At 60.9% G+C, this 16,324-nt stretch carries 12 protein-coding genes; 5 read left to right on the top strand and 7 right to left on the bottom strand.

Going from position 1 to position 16,324, the window contains the following annotated elements; genetic code table 11:
* Nucleotides 1-72: 72 nt before the first annotated feature.
* Nucleotides 73-1,536 (bottom strand): glyceraldehyde-3-phosphate dehydrogenase, encoded by a 1,464-nt coding sequence (locus tag NL123_RS22525; RefSeq protein WP_494356382.1) that lies wholly within the window; start codon nt 1,534-1,536, stop codon nt 73-75.
* Nucleotides 1,537-1,876: 340 nt separating this feature from the next.
* Here NL123_RS22525 and mfd point away from each other — a divergent pair, with 340 nt between their 5' ends.
* Genes mfd through NL123_RS22540 form a run of 3 tightly spaced genes read left to right on the top strand, consistent with a single transcriptional unit; the run spans nt 1,877 to nt 8,604 of the window.
* Nucleotides 1,877-5,326 carry a transcription-repair coupling factor gene (mfd, locus tag NL123_RS22530; protein ID WP_494356383.1) on the top strand — a complete coding sequence of 1,150 codons (3,450 nt, stop codon included), beginning with the start codon at nt 1,877-1,879 and terminating at the stop codon, nt 5,324-5,326.
* Nucleotides 5,327-5,337: 11 nt separating this feature from the next.
* The gene (locus NL123_RS22535; protein WP_248487014.1) at nt 5,338-5,904 is read left to right on the top strand and encodes a CsiV family protein; all 567 of its coding nucleotides are present in this window, start codon (nt 5,338-5,340) and stop codon (nt 5,902-5,904) included.
* 9 nt (nt 5,905-5,913) lie between these two features.
* Nucleotides 5,914-8,604: an SNF2-related protein gene (locus NL123_RS22540; RefSeq protein ID WP_494356384.1), complete on the top strand. Its 2,691-nt coding sequence runs from the start codon at nt 5,914-5,916 to the stop codon at nt 8,602-8,604.
* A 101-nt stretch (nt 8,605-8,705) separates the two neighbouring features.
* Here NL123_RS22540 and nagZ read toward each other — a convergent pair whose 3' ends face one another.
* Together nagZ and NL123_RS22550 are read right to left on the bottom strand one after the other, a co-directional pair.
* The gene (gene nagZ / locus NL123_RS22545) at nt 8,706-9,716 is read right to left on the bottom strand and encodes a beta-N-acetylhexosaminidase (protein WP_494356385.1); all 1,011 of its coding nucleotides are present in this window, start codon (nt 9,714-9,716) and stop codon (nt 8,706-8,708) included.
* A 136-nt stretch (nt 9,717-9,852) separates the two neighbouring features.
* Nucleotides 9,853-10,560 (bottom strand): TetR/AcrR family transcriptional regulator, encoded by a 708-nt coding sequence (locus NL123_RS22550; RefSeq protein ID WP_058425062.1) that lies wholly within the window; start codon nt 10,558-10,560, stop codon nt 9,853-9,855.
* Between the two features lie 263 nt (nt 10,561-10,823).
* Between NL123_RS22550 and lexA the strand changes: the two genes are divergently transcribed.
* Both lexA and sulA read left to right on the top strand, forming a co-directional pair.
* Nucleotides 10,824-11,432, top strand: coding sequence for a transcriptional repressor LexA (gene lexA, locus NL123_RS22555; RefSeq protein ID WP_003172575.1), 609 nt, complete (start codon nt 10,824-10,826; stop codon nt 11,430-11,432).
* 10 nt (nt 11,433-11,442) lie between these two features.
* Entirely contained in the window at nt 11,443-11,916 is a 474-nt protein-coding gene (gene sulA / locus NL123_RS22560) for an SOS-induced cell division inhibitor SulA (protein ID WP_248487011.1), read from the top strand.
* A 247-nt stretch (nt 11,917-12,163) separates the two neighbouring features.
* Here sulA and NL123_RS22565 read toward each other — a convergent pair whose 3' ends face one another.
* The 4 genes from NL123_RS22565 to NL123_RS22580 all read right to left on the bottom strand — a co-directional run bounded on the left by NL123_RS22565 (nt 12,164) and on the right by NL123_RS22580 (nt 16,248).
* The gene (locus NL123_RS22565; protein WP_010212068.1) at nt 12,164-12,397 is read right to left on the bottom strand and encodes a hypothetical protein; all 234 of its coding nucleotides are present in this window, start codon (nt 12,395-12,397) and stop codon (nt 12,164-12,166) included.
* A 120-nt stretch (nt 12,398-12,517) separates the two neighbouring features.
* Complete coding sequence (locus tag NL123_RS22570) at nt 12,518-13,039, bottom strand: DUF6586 family protein (protein WP_071489009.1); 522 nt, start codon at nt 13,037-13,039, stop codon at nt 12,518-12,520.
* Nucleotides 13,040-13,275: 236 nt separating this feature from the next.
* Nucleotides 13,276-15,897, bottom strand: coding sequence for a type I DNA topoisomerase (gene topA / locus NL123_RS22575; protein WP_058425065.1), 2,622 nt, complete (start codon nt 15,895-15,897; stop codon nt 13,276-13,278).
* Between the two features lie 114 nt (nt 15,898-16,011).
* The gene (locus NL123_RS22580; protein WP_010212074.1) at nt 16,012-16,248 is read right to left on the bottom strand and encodes a DUF1653 domain-containing protein; all 237 of its coding nucleotides are present in this window, start codon (nt 16,246-16,248) and stop codon (nt 16,012-16,014) included.
* Nucleotides 16,249-16,324 lie beyond the last annotated feature (76 nt).

Raw genomic sequence — 16,324 nt, forward strand, 5'->3', positions numbered from 1 at the left:
TCCAGCCCGCACAAAATCCCCAGCCACAAAAAAGCCCCGAACCAGTCGGGGCTTTTCATTCAACGCAAATGCTTAGCGCGGGAACGCCGGCGGGTTGACCCCAGCCATGTCTTCCATCACGCGAACCACCTGGCAGCTGTAGCCGAACTCGTTGTCGTACCACACGTACAGGACAACGCGGTTGTCCTGGGTAATGGTCGCCTCGGCGTCCACCACACCGGCGTGGCGCGAGCCCACGAAGTCGGTGGAGACCACTTCCTGCGAGTTGACGAAGTCGATCTGCTTGTGCAGATCCGAGTGCAACGCCATGTAGCGCAGGTACTCGTTCATCTCTTCACGGGTGGCGGCTTTCTCAAGGTTCAGGTTGAGGATGGCCATCGACACGTTTGGCGTCGGCACGCGGATCGCGTTACCGGTCAGCTTGCCGGCCAGCTCAGGCAATGCCTTGGCTGCAGCGGTGGCCGCACCAGTCTCGGTGATCACCATGTTCAACGCGGCGCTACGGCCACGGCGATCGCCCTTGTGGAAGTTGTCGATCAGGTTCTGGTCGTTGGTGTACGAGTGAACGGTTTCAACGTGGCCGTTGACGATGCCGAACTTGTCATTCACCGCCTTCAGCACCGGCACGATGGCGTTGGTGGTGCAGGACGCGGCGGACACGATCTTGTCGTCAGCGGTGATTTCAGCGTGGTTGATGCCGTGAACGATGTTCTTCAGCTTGCCCTTGCCAGGCGCGGTCAACACAACGCGGTCGATACCCGGGCAGGCCAGGTGCTGGCCCAGGCCCTCGGCGTCACGCCATACACCGGTGTTGTCAACCAGCAGGGCGTCCTTGATGCCGTACTGGGTGTAATCCACCTCGGACGGGTTCTTCGCGTAGATCACCTGGATCAGGTTACCGTTGGCGGTGATGGTGTTGTTTTCTTCGTCGATGACGATGGTGCCGTTGAACGGACCGTGTACCGAATCGCGACGCAGCAGGCTGGCACGCTTGGTCAGGTCGTTGTCGGCGCCTTTGCGCACCACGATGGCCCGCAGGCGCAGGCCGTCGCCGCCACCGGTTTTTTCGATCAGGATGCGTGCCAGCAGGCGGCCGATACGGCCGAAGCCGTACAGCACCACGTCGGTGCCTTTGCGGGCCGCGGCGTTTTGCTGGCCAACCACATCGGCCATTTCTTCACGCACGAACTGCTCGGCGGTACGGCCGGCGCCTTCCTTGCGGAATTTGTAGGCCAGCTTGCCCAGGTCTACCGAGGCCGCGCCGAGCTTGAGCTCGCTCATGGCTTTGAGCAGTGGGAATGTTTCGTGGACGGAGAGTTCGCTGTCGTCGGCAGAGCGATGGCGTGCAAAGCGGTGCGCTTTGAGAATCGCGATGACGGACTGGTTGATCAGGCTGCGGCCATAGATCGAGCTCACCACATTGTTATTGCGGTACAGCTGACCGATAAGCGGGATCATCGCTTCTGCGAGTGCTTCACGGTCGATCCATTCACCAAGACACTGGTCGGGCTTCTGAGTCACGGGAACCTTCCACATGTAGGGGCTGAAAAAAGGGGCTACATTATGCCGCCCGACCGCCCTCGGAGCAATGCGCGCCCCACAACAAAAACCCCTTGCCAAAAAATACCGCCCCGCTACAGCCCAGTAAATACGCGGGTTCCAGAAGGCCACCAGTTGGGAGAGCTGGCCGACTTGTCCGTAACCCTCCTAAACAATCGCGTATTTCGGCACTACATATTGAGTCAAAACACGCCATTGTTTGTCTTAGCCACCACATTTCCTACAAACCGTAATAGGCTCAGTCAGAAACTGACAGGCGGCACCTCGGGCCGTTACAATTACCGACTTTGTCGCAACGCTTGGAGCTCAACCTTCCGTGCCCGTTCTGCGTCTACCGCTACTCCCTGCCGAAGCAGGTAAACAGCACTGGGGCAACCTGCCCGGTGCCGCCCTGAGCCTGGCTATCGCCGAGGCTGCCAGCGCAGCCAAGCGCTTTACCCTGCTGCTCACCGCCGACAGCCAAAGCGCCGAACGGTTGGAGCAGGAGCTGAGCTTCTTCGCCCCCGATTTGCCGGTGCTGCATTTCCCCGACTGGGAAACCCTGCCCTACGACCTGTTCTCGCCGCACCAGGACATCATCTCCCAGCGCATCGCCAGTCTGTACCGCCTGCCGGAACTGGCCCACGGCGTGTTGGTGGTGCCGATAACAACGGCACTGCATCGCCTGGCGCCGACCAAGTTCCTGCTGGGCAGCAGCCTGGTGCTGGATGTCGGCCAGAAGCTCGATGTAGAACAGATGCGCACGCGCCTGGAAGCCAGCGGCTACCGTTGCGTCGACACGGTGTACGAGCACGGTGAGTTCGCGGTGCGCGGTGCGTTGATCGACCTGTTCCCGATGGGCAGCAAACTGCCCTATCGCATCGACCTGTTCGATGACGAAATCGAGACCCTGCGTACCTTCGACCCCGAGAACCAGCGCTCCATCGACAAAGTGGACTCGATCAAGCTGCTGCCGGCACGGGAATTCCCACTGCAAAAAGACGCGGTCACCCGCTTCAAGGCGCGCTTTCGTGAACGCTTCGACGTGGACTTCCGCCGCTGCCCGATCTTCCAGGACCTGAGCAGCGGGATTACACCGGCCGGTATCGAGTACTACCTGCCGCTGTTCTTCGACGAAACCTCCACCCTGTTTGATTACCTGCCCCAGGACACCCAAGTGTTCTCGCTGCCAGGTATCGAGCAAGCAGCGGAAAACTTCTGGAACGACGTGCGTAACCGTTATGAAGAACGCCGCGTCGACCCATCCCGTCCTTTATTGCCGCCCGCCGAGCTGTTCCTGCCGGTGGAAGACTGCTTCGCACGCCTGAAAAACTGGCCGCGCGTGGTCGCCAGCCAGCAGGAGGTCGACACCGGTGTCGGTCGCGAACGCTTCCCCGCGGGCACGTTGCCCGACCTGGCGATCCAGGCCAAAGCCACGCAACCGCTGGAAGCGCTGTCCAACTTCCTCGGCGACTTCCCAGGCCGCGTGCTGTTTACCGCCGAGTCTGCCGGCCGCCGCGAAGTACTGCTGGAACTGCTCGAACGCCTGAAGCTGCGCCCCAAGACCGTCGACAGCTGGCCGGATTTTGTGGCGAGCAAAGACCGCCTGGCGATCACCATCGCGCCACTGGACGAAGGCCTGCTGCTGGACGATCCAGCGTTGGCATTGATTGCCGAAAGCCCGCTGTTCGGCCAACGCGTGATGCAGCGCCGCCGCCGTGAAAAACGCGCCGACGCCAACAACGACGCGGTGATCAAGAACCTGACCGAGCTGCGTGAAGGCGCGCCGGTGGTGCATATCGACCACGGCGTCGGTCGCTACTTGGGCCTGCAGACCCTGGAGATCGACAACCAGGCCGCCGAATTCCTCACCATGGAATACGCCGAAGGCGCCAAGCTCTATGTGCCGGTAGCCAGCCTGCACCTGATCGCCCGCTACACCGGCAGCGACGACGCCCTGGCGCCGTTGCATCGCCTGGGCTCCGAAACCTGGCAGAAAGCCAAGCGCAAGGCCGCCGAACAGGTGCGCGACGTCGCCGCCGAGCTGCTCGACATCTATGCACGTCGCGCCGCCCGAGAGGGTTACGCGTTCGCCGACCCGAAAGCCGACTACGCCACTTTCAGCGCCGGCTTCGCCTTCGAAGAAACCCCGGACCAGCAAACCACCATCGAAGCAGTGCGCGCCGACATGCTCGCGCCCAAGCCGATGGACCGCCTGGTCTGCGGCGATGTGGGCTTCGGCAAGACCGAAGTGGCGATGCGCGCCGCCTTTATTGCGGTGCATGGCGGCAAACAAGTGGCAATCCTGGTGCCCACCACCCTGCTCGCCCAACAGCACTACAACAGCTTCCGCGACCGCTTTGCCGATTGGCCGGTGACTGTCGAAGTGATGAGCCGCTTCAAGTCGGCCAAGGAAGTGAACGCCGCCGTCGCCGATCTGGCCGAAGGCAAGATCGACATCGTGATCGGCACGCACAAGCTGCTGTCGGATGATGTGAAGATCAAGAACCTGGGCCTGGTGATCATCGACGAAGAACACCGCTTTGGTGTGCGCCAGAAAGAACAGCTCAAGGCCCTGCGCAGCGAAGTCGACATCCTCACTCTCACCGCCACGCCGATTCCGCGCACGCTGAACATGGCGGTGTCGGGCATGCGCGACCTGTCGATCATCGCCACGCCGCCGGCGCGTCGTTTGTCGGTGCGCACCTTCGTGATGGAGCAGAACAAGAGCACGGTCAAGGAAGCACTGCTGCGCGAACTGCTGCGCGGCGGGCAGGTGTATTACCTGCACAACGACGTGAAGACCATCGAAAAATGCGCCGCCGACTTGGCCGAGCTGGTGCCGGAGGCGCGTATCGCCATCGGCCATGGGCAAATGCGCGAGCGCGAACTCGAACAGGTGATGAGCGACTTCTACCACAAGCGCTTCAACGTGCTGATCGCCTCGACCATCATCGAGACTGGCATCGACGTGCCGAGCGCCAACACCATCATCATCGAGCGCGCCGACAAGTTCGGCCTGGCGCAGCTTCACCAATTACGCGGCCGCGTCGGGCGCAGTCACCACCAGGCCTATGCCTATCTGCTGACACCACCGCGCCAGCAAATCACCGGCGATGCGGAAAAACGCCTGGAAGCGATCGCCAACACCCAGGACCTGGGCGCCGGTTTTGTACTGGCCACCAACGACCTGGAAATCCGTGGCGCCGGCGAACTGCTGGGCGATGGCCAGAGCGGGCAGATCCAGGCGGTGGGTTTCACGCTGTATATGGAGATGCTCGAGCGAGCGGTAAAAGCCATCCGCAAGGGCGAGCAACCGAACCTCGATCAACCATTGGGCGGCGGTCCGGAGATCAACCTGCGCTTGCCGGCGTTGATTCCCGAGGACTACCTGCCGGATGTGCACGCACGGCTGATCCTGTACAAGCGCATCGCCTCGGCCACCGACGAAGAAGGCCTCAAGGACCTGCAGGTGGAGATGATCGACCGCTTCGGCCTGTTGCCGGAGCCGACCAAGAACCTGGTGCGCCTGACCCTGCTCAAATTGCAGGCCGAGCAACTGGGGATCAAGAAGGTCGACGCCGGGCCGCAGGGTGGGCGCATTGAATTCGAGGCGCAGACCCCCGTGGACCCGTTGGTGCTGATCAAGCTGATCCAGGGCCAGCCCAACCGCTACAAGTTCGAAGGGGCTACGCTGTTCAAGTTCATGGTGCCGATGGAACGTGCCGAAGAACGCTTTAATACCTTGGAGGCGTTGTTCGAGCGCCTCATCCCGAAACCTGCTTGAAGGACGCCCGAATGCGCCTGTTCCGCATGTTGAGCCTGTTGTTGGTGGTCGTGGCACCTGCGGCGTTCGCCGACAGCCCGTACCAGGTGGAAATGATCCTGGTGCGCCAGAACGCCGAACCGGTGATCAACAGCCGTGCCGCCCCGGAAAACTGGGATGCTGGCGCCGCGCGCCTGGGCGACCGGCTGAGCCCGCCGCGCCTGTCCAACATTGTCGATAAGCTGCGCGCCGACTCCACCTACACGGTGCTGCTGCATAAGGCCTGGGAACAGAACCTGGGCGAACAACCGGTCAAGGTCGCCATCACCGACGGCCAGGAGCAGTTCGGCCAGTTTCCGATCGAGGGCGTGCTGAGCCTGCAACTGGGGCGTTTTACCGATATCGATGCGAACTTCTGGATCAACCAGTTCGACGCCAACGGCAGCGTGATCGCCAGCGAACACCTGAGCCAGACCGACGTGCGCACCAAGAACAACCAGCTCAACTACCTGGACGGCGGCCACCTGGCGTTGCTGATCAAGATCACCTCGCTGACCGCCAAGCCCCCCAGCGCACCACCGCCCGACCTCCAGGACTGATCCAACGCCATGCCCCTGACGTCGTCGCTGACCAAACCCCTGGCCCCTTCGTGGGCCAATCGCTTTAAAGAGCAGAGCCTTGAGCGCGGGCGGCGTTATGCCCTGGAGAACCGGGTGCGCATCGTCGAATCCGGCGACAGCACCATCATCGCCAGTTGCGAAGGCTCAGGCGGCAACGTCTACCGGCAGACCATTTCGCTGCGCGAATCGGCCAAGGGCACGTTGATCCTGGTGGACAGCCGCTGCACTTGCCCGGTGCACACCAACTGCAAACACATCGCGGCGGTACTGCTCAAGGTCCAGGAAACCCTGGCCTTCCCCGCTGCCGCCCAGGATGCAGAGCTGCTGGAAAAGCTCCAGGCAGTCCTGGAAAACCGCGCGGTGTTGCCGCAGGTGGTCATGGAGGATGTGGTGCCGGTGCCGCGCCTGTGGATGGCCAGTGTTGAGTTCAGCGCGTTCGAACCACGCAACGGCAAGATGCAGCGCTATATCCAGCATCGGGCGGCGCTGTCGTTCAATTATTTGGGCAACTATGTCAGCGGGCAGAAAAACGCCGACATCATCGTGCGCCAGGACACCCAGAGCCTGCGCATCAAGCGCCATCCCGAGCTGGAACAGCCGTACCGCGAGCAACTGCGCCTGCTGGGTTTCAAGATCGCCACGCGCCAGAGCAAGGCCCTGCCGGAAAGCGCCGGCGAGTTGTTCGAGATGGTCAATGACAGTGCCTGGCTGACCTTCACCCTCAATGCCACGCCGACCTTGCGGGCCGAGGGCTGGGAGCTGCTGATCGATGATGATTTCGGCTTCGACCTGAGCGCCGTCGATGACTGGTATGCCACGGTTGATGAAGGGCCGGAGCGCGACTGGTTCGACCTGGAGCTGGGGATCATCGTCAACGGCGAGCGCCTGAGCCTGTTGCCGATCCTGTTGAATCTGATGCGCTCCCACACCGAGATCCTCAACCCGGAGAAGCTGGCGCGGCGCCGCGATGATGAGCTGATCCTGGTGAATATCCCTGGCCTGCCCAATGGCCACGGCCCGATACAAGTGGCGCTGCCTTATGGCCGACTGAAACCGGTGCTGGCCACCCTCGGTGAGTTTTATCTACAGGAAGCCGGCGCCACCACGCTGCGCCTGGCCAAGGCCGATGCGATTCGCCTTAACCCGCTGGAAGACCTGCCGCTGCAATGGGAAGGTGGCGAAAAAATCCGCAACTTCGCCCAACGCCTGCGGGACATCAAGGACTTCACCTGCGTGGCGCCCGAAGGGCTGAACGCGACCCTGCGTCCGTACCAACTGGAAGGCTTGAGCTGGATGCAGTCGCTGCGCCAGCTTGATGTGGGCGGGATACTTGCGGATGACATGGGCCTGGGCAAGACCCTACAGACCCTGGCGCATATTCTCAGTGAAAAGAACGCCGGGCGCCTGGATCGCCCCTGCATGGTGGTGATGCCCACCAGTCTGATCCCCAATTGGCTGGATGAAGCAGCGCACTTCACGCCGCAACTCAAGGTGTTGGCGCTGTACGGCGCAGCTCGCAAGAAACATTTTGCGAACCTGCAGGACTACGACCTGCTGCTGACCACCTACGCCTTGCTGCCCAAGGACATCGAACAGCTCAAGGCGCTGCCCCTGCATGTGCTGATCCTCGATGAAGCCCAGTACATCAAAAACCCGTCCAGCAAGGCGGCCCAGGCGGCACGCGAACTGAATGCGCGGCAGCGCCTGTGCCTGAGCGGTACGCCGCTGGAAAACCACCTGGGTGAGCTGTGGTCGTTGTTCCACTTCCTGCTGCCGGGCTGGCTGGGTGACGTAAAAAGCTTCAACCGCGACTACCGCGTACCCATCGAAAAGCGCGCCAGCGACGTACGACTGCAGCACCTCAACGGCCGGATCAAACCCTTCCTGCTGCGCCGCACCAAGGAACAAGTGGCTACGGAGCTGCCGCCCAAGACCGAGATCATCCATTGGGTCGACCTCAACGAGGCCCAGCGCGACGTGTACGAAACCATGCGCCTGGCCATGGACAAGAAGGTGCGCGACGAGATCACCCGCAAGGGCGTGGCACGCAGCCAGATCATCATTCTTGAGGCGCTGCTGAAGTTGCGCCAGGTGTGCTGCGACTTGCGCCTGGTCAACGACGCCACCCTGCCCGCCCGTGGCAGCAGTTCAGGCAAGCTCGATAGCTTGATGGAAATGCTTGAGGAGTTATTTGAGGAAGGTCGACGGATCCTGCTGTTTTCCCAGTTCACCTCGATGTTGAGCCTGATCGAAGCCGAGCTGAAACAGCGCGGTGTTGCCTACGCCTTGTTGACCGGCCAGACGCGGGATCGGCGCACGCCGGTGAAGGACTTCCAGAGCGGCAAGCTGCAGATTTTCCTGATCAGCCTGAAGGCCGGTGGTGTGGGCTTGAACCTGACCGAAGCCGACACGGTGATCCACTATGACCCCTGGTGGAACCCGGCGACGGAGAACCAGGCGACTGACCGTGCGTATCGCATCGGTCAAGAGAAGCCGGTGTTTGTCTACAAGATGATTGCCCGCGGCACGGTGGAGGAGAAAATCCAGCACCTGCAAAAGGAAAAGTCCGACCTGGCGGCAGGTGTGCTGGATGGCCGTACGACCGGGGATTGGCAATTGGGCAACGAGGATATCGAAGCGCTGTTTGCGCCGTTGCCGCATAAGCAAGAGAAGCGTTGACGGTAACATCGCCATCGGGGGCAAGCCCCCTCCCACACTTGACCAGGTTCACAGATCAAAATGTGGGAGGGGGCTTGCCCCCGATGGGCTCGACGCAGTGTTCAGCCGATCAGCTGAGCATCCCGCAACGCAGTCAGCGCCGCCAACCAACGCGGATCCTGTTTGTACTCAGTCGAGGCGACCGTCTGGCCGCGCATGCGTGCGATGCGCGCCGAAGGCTTGACGTTCATCCGCTGGGCGGCGCTCAACGCCAATTCGGCAGCTGCGCGATCGTTGCAGACCAGTCCCATGTCGCAACCAGCTGTCAGCGCCGCTTCGATGCGGCTGGCGGCATCGCCCACCACATGGGCACCTGCCATGGACAGGTCATCGCTGAAAATCACTCCATCGAACTGCAACTCACCGCGCAGGATGTCTTGCAACCAGCGGCGCGAGAAGCCGGCTGGCTGGGTGTCGACTTGCGGGTAGATGACGTGCGCGGGCATGACAGCCGCCAGTTGCTGACTCAGGCGTGCGAAAGGCACCAAGTCATTGGCGCGAATCTGTTCCAGGCTACGCTCATCATTGGGAATGGCGACATGGGAATCGGCCTCGGCCCAACCGTGACCGGGGAAGTGCTTACCGGTGGCGGCCATACCGGCGCTGTTCATGCCACGGATGAATGCACCCGCCAGCACGGCGGCGCGCTCCGGTTCGCCCTCGAAGGAACGGGTGCCGACCACAGCGCTGCGCTGGTAATCCAGGTCCAGCACTGGGGCGAAGCTCAGGTCCAGACCCACGGCCAGTACTTCGGTGGCCATGATCCAGCCGCACTGCTCGGCCAGGTATTCCGCATTCGGGTTATCCGCCAAGGCACGCATGGCCGGCAGGCGCACAAAGCCCTGACGCAGGCGTTGTACGCGGCCGCCTTCCTGGTCGACCGCCAGTAGCAGGTCCGGGCGCACTGCACGAATCGCCGCACTCAACTCGCGCACCTGGCGCGGGTGCTCGATGTTGCGTGCAAAAATGATCAGGCCGCCCACCTCAGGCTGGCGCAGCAGATGGCGGTCCTCGGCCGTGAGCCAAGTGCCGGCAACGTCGACCATCAATGAACCTTGCAGGGCAGCAGTCATAAATCTTCCTTATATAACGCGCACAACCCATTGCACCCACCAGGCACAGTGAGCACAACAGGTTGCGAGTAAATAGCTGAATTCGGCATGGGCCGCTAGCTTAGCGGATGCAAGCGGCTGCGCACACCCGGCAGGGTCAAACCTTGGCGGGGGTTGGCGCGGATTTGCTGCGCGGGCGCAATTGGGCGGCCGCCATCGTCGGGTCGGTCACACCGGTTTCGGCACGCATGCCGGCAGCCAGGAATGGCACCATCAGGCGCATCACCTGCTCAATAGAGGTGTTGACGCCGAAATCGGTCTCGGCAATGGCCCGCAGCGCCTTGATCCCGGACATGCTGAACGCCGCCGCACCGAGCATGAAGTGCACGCGCCAGAACAGCTCGATGGGCGGAATACGCGGGGCAGCCTCGTTGACCAGCAACATATAGCGACGAAATACCTTCCCGTACATGTCTTCCAGGTAACGCCGCAGGTGACCCTGGCTCTGGCTGAACGCCAGGCCGAGCAGGCGCATGAAGATGGACAGGTCGTTGCCGCTGCGCGGTTGAACCACCAGCGCTTGCTCAACGAGGATTTCCAGCAGCTCTTCGAGTGTCGGCTTGTGGTCAGCCTTGCCCTGGCGACGCTCGAGCTCACGGTCGAGACTGGCGCAGAACGGCCCCAGGAAACGCGAAAACACCGCCTGGATCAGGGCCTTTTTCGAGCCGAAGTGATAGTTCACTGCAGCGAGGTTGACGCCAGCCTTGCTGGTGATCAGCCGCAATGAAGTTTCAGCAAATCCTTTTTCCGCGAACAATTGCTCGGCAGCATCGAGAATGCGTTCAACGGTTTCCGACTGGGCCATGGCTACTCCGCCTGACAAACACTTGTTTGAAACATACGTTTCAGGGTGTGTCTTGTCAAGCCTGCGAGTTCGCTTTCCGGCCGGGCAGTCATGTATTTCATCGCTATTTAATCACATCTCTATTGATCTGTAGGCAGCGCTATCTCGGGCCTGTGGGAAGTCTCAGGGATGACCGTCCAGCGGAGGGCTGGAAAAGGATGATTGCCAAGCGCAGTTCACTGTATATAATCCCAGTCACTGTATAAAAAGACAGAGCGATCAACATGCTAAAACTGACGCCACGCCAAGCTGAGATTCTGGCTTTTATCAAGCGCTGCCTCGATGACAACGGCTACCCGCCGACACGAGCAGAGATTGCGCTGGAACTGGGGTTCAAGTCCCCCAACGCCGCCGAGGAACACCTCAAGGCCCTCGCTCGCAAAGGCGCGATCGAGATGACCCCCGGTGCCTCACGCGGTATTCGCATCCCTGGCTTCGAGGCCAAGGCCGACGAATCGACCCTGCCGATCATCGGCCGCGTCGCCGCCGGTGCGCCGATCCTGGCGCAGCAGCACGTCGAGGAGTCCTGCAACATCAACCCTACCTTCTTCCACCCTCGCGCCGACTACCTGTTGCGGGTCCATGGCATGAGCATGAAGGACGTGGGCATCTTCGACGGCGACCTGTTGGCCGTCCACACCACCCGCGAAGCCCGTAATGGCCAGATCGTCGTCGCCCGTATAGGCGATGAAGTCACCGTCAAACGCTTCAAGCGCGAAGGCAGCAAGGTTTGGCTCCTGGCCGAGAACCCTGAGTTCGCCCCGATTGAAGTGAACCTGAAAGACCAGGACCTGGTGATCGAAGGCCTGAGCGTCGGCGTCATTCGCCGCTAAAGGAGGCATCATGCAGCTCGTCCACACCCCACAACACACACAACTGTCGCTGTTCGAGGCCTTCATGGCCCAACCCCTTGCGCCCATCCTCAAGGAAACGATCGAAGCGCCCTGGAGCGCCGAGCCTGAGGCGTTCAGTGAATTGTCGTTGCGCGGTGCAGCAGGGAGCTGCCTGAGCCTGCTGGCGCCCATCCTGCGCGAGTTGAGCGAAGAGCAGGACGCCCGCTGGCTGACACTGATCGCCCCGCCCGCCAGCCTGACCCAGGCCTGGCTACGGGACGCCGGCCTCAATCGCGAGCGCATCCTGCTGCTGCAACCACGCGGCGCGCAAAGTGCCCAACAGTTGACCTGCGAAGCACTTCGCCTGGGCCGCAGCCATACAGTGGTGAGCTGGTTGAATCCACTGAGTGTCAGCGCCAAGCAGCAGTTGATCAGCGCTGCTCGTACGGGTGATGCCCAGAGTTTGAATATTCGATTGGGCTAGTGCTGATCGACCGAAGTCCTGTGACATGCGGGCTTCTGTGGTGAGCGGGCTTGCCCCGCGCTGGGCTGCGAAGCGGCCCCAAAACCAAGCACCGTGGAATACCTGATGTACTGCGTCAATCTATTTAGGGCTGCTGCGCAGCCCTGCGCGGGGCAAGCCCGCTCACCACAACAAGTCCACTCACTACAAGCAAGCTAGCTCACCACAGAAGCCTGTCTAACCACCCCAGACTCCTTCACCACAGAACTCAGTGAAGAACCCGCGGCCCGTCTTCTTTCTCCGGTTCGCCTTCTGCCAGGCGACCTGCCATCTGCACACCCACGCTCAACATGGCTTTAGCCACTTCCACGTGTTGGCCCTGCAGGAACACCTTGGCGTCCTCGGAAAAATCCAGAATGACCAGAGAACCTTCGTCCTCAGCCCGGCGCAGCTCGATTCGGCCGTCAGGCAACTCAACAATTTCCAGAAAGGACGTCGGCATAAAAGTCTGTTCTCCACGAAAGGCCGGGATTATATCAGTCATCCACCCAGCCTCGCAGAGGATCTGAACAGGTTTCTTGACAGCTTGATGAATGGTCGCTATCCAATTCCTACAGAATGATCAGCACTCGTTGAGGCCTTCGCGAAAGCGCAACGCCATTTTTTTCAATTCCTGGCGCCAGCCTTCCAGCTCTTCGCGGCTCAACGGCTTGGGTTCTTCCTCTTCCACCGCAACCGCCACAATCAGCGGCTGAGTCACATCCCCCTTGGGCACATGGGGAATGCGCGGCGGTTGGAACATATCGGCATGCGCCTTGAGTAGGCGTGCAACCCAACTGTCGGGGCTTTGCGCCATTTCCACCAGCTCGGCCAATTCAGGAATCGCCATCGAATCGAGCACTTCGCGATTCATGATCATTTCAGCACGGGGCGAGCCGGCCTGGGGCAGACGGTAAAAGCCGGCGATTTCGTGGCACAGGCCCAGCAAGGCGCCGTACAGGTGGAACAACGCCGCTTCACGCCCCGCCTGGACCAGCGCGATGGCATTCATCTCCTTCCCTTCCTCGGCACGGCCAAGGGCTTCCAGGGACAAACCCGCGAAGTAAATTTTCTGATTGGTACGGGTATAGAGTTCGTAGGCCATGACGGCAATCTCCACAACGAATAAGCGTGATGCTGGCTGAACAGTTTCACGGATCAGCCGAACCTACTGCAAGTGCAATAAACCGCTGCCTATGCGGGCCTAAAGAACCAAACAGACCCAAATGTGGGAGGGGGCTTGCCCCCGATAGCGGAGTATCAGTCATACACATGTTGACTGATATGCTGCTATCGGGGGCAAGCCCCCTCCCACATTGGATCTTCAGCGCATCCGCCGGATCAAGCGCCCTGACGCTTGTCTTCGACCTTCCACTTGCCACCGTCGTAGAACGCTTTCCAACCGGTCGGCTTGCCGTCCACTTCGGACTGCACATACTGCTCCTTGGTCTTGCGGCTGTAGCGGATAACGGCCGGGCGACCATCCGGATCCTTCTTCGGTGCTTCACACAGGAAGTGGTACTTCGGATCGATCTCATCCTTGTGCGGCACGATCTCCAGCACCAGCGGTGCACGGGTCTCACGGTTTTTCGGGAACTGGCTCGCAGCCAGGAACAACCCCGAAGCCCCGTCACGCAGGATGTAGGTGTCGTTGACCTTCTCGCACTTGAGCTCCGGCATCTTCACCGGGTCCATCTTCGGCGGCGCCGCATCACCGCTTTTCAGCAGCTTGCGGGTGTTCTTGCAGGTCGGATTGGTACAGCCGAAGAACTTGCCGAAACGGCCGGTCTTGAGCTGCATCTCGCTGCCGCACTTGTCACATTCCAGGCTCGGACCTTCATAGCCCTTGATGCGATAGGTGCCCTCTTCGATCTCGTAGCCGTTGCAATCCGGGTTGTTACCGCAGATGTGCAGCTTGTGTTTCTCGTCAAGCAGGTAGGCGTCCATCGCCGTACTGCAGATCGGGCAGCGGTGCTTGCCACGCAGTACCAGCGACTCGGACTCGCCCTCGTCATCGGCGGCGATTTCGTCGCCCGGCACCAGGTTGACGGTGGCCTTGCAGCGCTCTTTCGGCGGCAGGCTGTAACCCGAACAACCGAGGAACACGCCGGTGGATGCAGTACGAATCTGCATTGGGCGGCCACAGGTCTGGCACGGAATATCGGTCATCACCGGCTGGTTGGCACGCATGCCACTCTCAGGGCTTTCGGCCACCTCGAGCTTCTTCTTGAAGTCGCCGTAGAACTCGTCCAGCACGTTTTTCCAGTCGCGCTCGCCCTGGGCCACGTCATCGAGGTTCTCTTCCATACCGGCGGTGAAGCCGTAGTCCATCAGGTTGGAGAAGCTCTCGGACAGACGCTCGGTGACGATATCGCCCATCTTTTCCGAATAGAAACGACGGTTGTGCAGCGCCACGTAGCCACGGTCCTGAATGGTGGAGATGATCGCCGCGTAGGTCGAAGGACGACCGATACCACGTTTTTCCATCTCTTTTACCAGGCTGGCCTCGGAGTAGCGCGCCGGCGGTTTGGTGAAATGCTGGGACGGGTCGAGCTTGATCAGCTTCAGCGTATCGCCCTGGGCCATGTCTGGCAGCACGTCATCATCGCCCGGCTTGGCGATCTGCGGCATCACGCGGGTGTAGCCATCAAACTTGAGGATACGGCCCTTGGCACGCAGCTCGAAGTCGCCAGCGCCCACGCTCACGGTAGTGGACAGGTATTGCGCCGGCAGCATCTGGCAGGCCAGGAACTGGCGCCAGATCAGCTCGTAGAGGCGCTCAGCGTCGCGCTCCATGCCACTGAGCTTGGCAGGCGTGGTGTTGGCGTCGGAAGGACGAATCGCTTCGTGAGCCTCTTGTGCGCCTTCCTTGCTGCTGTAGACGTTCGGCTTCTCCGGCAGGTACTTCTTGCCGAATTCGCTTTCGATATAGGTACGCGCCATGGCGACCGCGTCCACCGACAGGTTGGTGGAGTCGGTACGCATATACGTGATGTAGCCCGCTTCATACAAGCGCTGGGCCATCATCATGGTCTTCTTCACACCAAAGCCCAGGCGGTTGCTCGCGGCCTGTTGCAGGGTCGAGGTGATGAACGGTGCCGACGGCTTGCTGCTGGTCGGTTTGTCTTCACGCTTGACGATGCTGTAGCTGGAAGCCTTGAGCTTTTCCAGCGCGGCCATGGCCTGGGCTTCGTTCAGCGGCTTGAAGGCCTCGCCTTTCTCACGGGCCACTTCAAAGCGCACATTGGCGCCCTTGGCGGTGCCGAGGTCAGCGTGGACTTCCCAGTACTCTTCAGGGATGAACGCACGGATCTCGCGCTCACGCTCCACCACCAGCTTCACCGCAACCGATTGCACTCGGCCGGCCGACAGACCACGGGCGATCTTCGCCCACAGCAGCGGCGAGACCATGTAACCCACCACGCGGTCGAGGAAGCGACGCGCCTGCTGGGCGTTGACGCGGTCGATGTCCAGTTCGCCTGGCTTGGAGAAGGCTTCCTGAATGGCTTTCTTGGTGATTTCGTTGAACACCACGCGCTTGTAGCGGCTGTCATCACCGCCGATGGCTTCCCGCAGGTGCCAGGCAATGGCTTCCCCTTCGCGGTCCAAGTCCGTCGCGAGATAGATGGTGTCAGCATCCTTGGCGAGCCGACGCAGCTCCTCGATGACCTTTTCCTTGCCGGGAAGGATTTCATACTTGGCCTTCCAGCCATGATCCGGGTCCACCCCCATACGCGAGACCAGCTGCTTGCGCGCTTTCTCTTTAGGGGTGAGCACCGGACCTTCGCCCGCAGCCGCCTTGCCGCGCTTGGCGGCTGGCTCCTTGCTGGCGCTAGCCGAACCGCTGGTGGGCAGGTCTCGGATATGGCCGATACTCGACTTCACCACGTACTCGTTGCCCAAGTACTTGTTGATGGTCTTGGCCTTAGCCGGGGATTCCACAATGACCAGCGATTTGCCCATGGATCGGAAAATTCCTGAATTCGAGAAGTGAAAGGCAGTTGGCGCCTGTCGCGGCAACGCTATATATAGTGGCAACAAGGTGAGGTCAAGCGCAGCAGTCTGCGCGACCTGCCGTTATTGCCCTGAAAAAAGACTGGGTTCGGCCTGGACCAAAGCAAAGCGCGGGACCTGCTCGCCGTCAACTTCGACGGTCTCCAGAAACATGCTCAATGGGCGCACCCAAAAGCCGTAATCGCCATACAGAGCTTGGTAGAACACCACTTCTTCTTCGGTCTCGGAGTGCCGCGCCACACTGAAAACACGGTACTGCGGACCTTTATAATGCTGGTAGAGCCCTGGTTCGACTTTCATGCTCTGGCCCTCTTACAAAATTTGTTGAAAAAAAATATTAAAAATTCCAAAAAACAAAAACCGGGGCACTGGGCCC

The organism is Pseudomonas sp. FBCC-B1565 (assembly GCF_059133265.1).

What these genes read in the sequence shown, in the direction of transcription:
- NL123_RS22535 (WP_248487014.1), top strand. Translation starts at nt 5,338, where the DNA reads ATGCGCCTGTTCCGCATGTTGAGCCTGTTGTTGGTGGTCGTGGCACCT.
- sulA (WP_248487011.1), top strand. Translation starts at nt 11,443, where the DNA reads ATGCAGCTCGTCCACACCCCACAACACACACAACTGTCGCTGTTCGAG.
- NL123_RS22525 (WP_494356382.1), bottom strand. Translation starts at nt 1,536, where the DNA reads ATGTGGAAGGTTCCCGTGACTCAGAAGCCCGACCAGTGTCTTGGTGAA.
- NL123_RS22570 (WP_071489009.1), bottom strand. Translation starts at nt 13,039, where the DNA reads ATGGCCTACGAACTCTATACCCGTACCAATCAGAAAATTTACTTCGCG.
- lexA (WP_003172575.1), top strand. Translation starts at nt 10,824, where the DNA reads ATGCTAAAACTGACGCCACGCCAAGCTGAGATTCTGGCTTTTATCAAG.
- NL123_RS22580 (WP_010212074.1), bottom strand. Translation starts at nt 16,248, where the DNA reads ATGAAAGTCGAACCAGGGCTCTACCAGCATTATAAAGGTCCGCAGTAC.
- nagZ (WP_494356385.1), bottom strand. Translation starts at nt 9,716, where the DNA reads ATGACTGCTGCCCTGCAAGGTTCATTGATGGTCGACGTTGCCGGCACT.
- NL123_RS22540 (WP_494356384.1), top strand. Translation starts at nt 5,914, where the DNA reads ATGCCCCTGACGTCGTCGCTGACCAAACCCCTGGCCCCTTCGTGGGCC.
- topA (WP_058425065.1), bottom strand. Translation starts at nt 15,897, where the DNA reads ATGGGCAAATCGCTGGTCATTGTGGAATCCCCGGCTAAGGCCAAGACC.
- NL123_RS22550 (WP_058425062.1), bottom strand. Translation starts at nt 10,560, where the DNA reads ATGGCCCAGTCGGAAACCGTTGAACGCATTCTCGATGCTGCCGAGCAA.
- NL123_RS22565 (WP_010212068.1), bottom strand. Translation starts at nt 12,397, where the DNA reads ATGCCGACGTCCTTTCTGGAAATTGTTGAGTTGCCTGACGGCCGAATC.